Here is a 1,588-nt window from a genome sequence, read left to right on the forward strand (position 1 = left end):
CGCGCCGGGCAGCCGGTCCAGCTCCGTGGCATGTCGACACACGGCATCCAGTGGTACGCGGGCTGCGCCAGCGGACCGGCGCTGGACGTGCTGGCCGACGACTGGCGGGCCGACCTGCTGCGGATCTCCATGTACGTGCAGGAGGACGGCTACGAGACCGACCCGGACCGGTTCACCGAGCTGGTCGACACGCTGATCGGCCGGGCGACGGCGCGCGGGCTCTACGTGATCGTCGACTGGCACATCCTCGACCCCGGCGACCCGTGGGAGAACCTCGACCGCGCCCGGACGTTCTTCGCCGAGATCGCCGGCCGGCACCGCGACGCCGAGAACATCATCTACGAGATCGCCAACGAGCCCAGCGACGTCTCCTGGAGCGAGATCCGGTCGTACGCCGAGCAGGTCATCCCGGTCATCCGGGCGGAAGACCCGGACGCGGTCGTGCTGGTCGGCACCCGCGGCTGGTCGTCGCTGGGCGTCTCGGAAGGCGCCGACGAGCAGGAGGTGATCGACGACCCGGTGCGGGCCGACAACGTGATGTACACGTTCCACTTCTACGCGGCCTCACACGGTGACGAGTACCGCGAGGCGTTGTCCCGCGCGGCCGACCAGCTTCCGATGTTCGTGACCGAGTTCGGGACGCAGAAGTACACCGGCGACGGCTCGAACGACTTCGACTCGGCACAGTCCTATCTGGACCTAATGGCCGCGAAGCAGATCGGCTGGGCCAACTGGAACTGGAGCGACGACGAGCGCTCCGGTGCGGTGTTCAAACGGGGCACATGCGAAACGATGGACTTCGCCAACCCCGACCGCCTCAAGCCTGCCGGCGCCTGGGTGCGCGACCAGCTGCGTACGCCTCCGTTCGCCGGTTCGGCACCGCCCGGACAGGTGGTCGCGTAGCGTCGGATCCGGTGGAAGAGCAACGGTATCTACCCATCGGCGAGCACGGCCTCATCGGCAACCTGAGAACCGTGGCCCTCGTCGGCACCGACGGGACCATCGACTGGTGTTGTGTCCCACGATTCGACGCGCCGAGCGTTTTCGCCTCCGTGCTGGACCGGGACAAGGGCGGGTTCTTCGCCGTCACCACCGACGTCCCGGCGACCACGAAACAGTTCTATTTCCCCGACACCAACGTGCTCATCACGCGTTTCCTGTCGGACGACGGTATCGCCGAGATCCAGGACTTCATGCCCGTGCCGGGCGACCGGCACGAGGCGGAGCGGTTCCGGCTGATCCGGCGGGTCCGGTGCGTCCGCGGCGAGCTGCCGTTCCGGGCGCACGTGGCGCCCCGCTTCGACTACGGACTCCAGCCCCACACGCTGCGCATGCACGACGGCCGGGCCGTGTTCGAGTCCGCGTCGCTGAGCCTGGCGCTGAGCTCGACGGCGCCGTTCGAGCTCGTCGACGGTGACGTGCTCAGCTCGTTCCGGCTCAAGCAGGGCGAGGACGTGGTGTTCTGCCTGGACCGCGCCGAGATGCCGAGCCCACCGCTGTACGGCACCGCGGAGCAGGCCGAGGAGGCGTTCACCGCGACCGTCGAGTACTGGCGGCGGTGGCTGTCCGCGTCGCGCTACCGCGGTCG

At 68.9% G+C, this 1,588-nt stretch carries 2 protein-coding genes; both read left to right on the forward strand.

Going from position 1 to position 1,588, the window contains the following annotated elements:
- Positions 1–903 (forward strand): glycoside hydrolase family 5 protein (locus tag AB0H87_RS41620; protein WP_360159333.1); only part of this gene is annotated, 903 nt, incomplete at its 5' end.
- 11 nt (positions 904–914) lie between these two features.
- A partial coding sequence (locus AB0H87_RS41625; protein ID WP_360159336.1) for a trehalase-like domain-containing protein occupies positions 915–1,588 on the forward strand: 674 nt, incomplete at its 3' end.

The sequence above is a fragment of the Asanoa sp. NPDC050611 genome (assembly GCF_040654855.1).
In the GTDB taxonomy this organism is placed as follows: domain Bacteria; phylum Actinomycetota; class Actinomycetes; order Mycobacteriales; family Micromonosporaceae; genus Asanoa.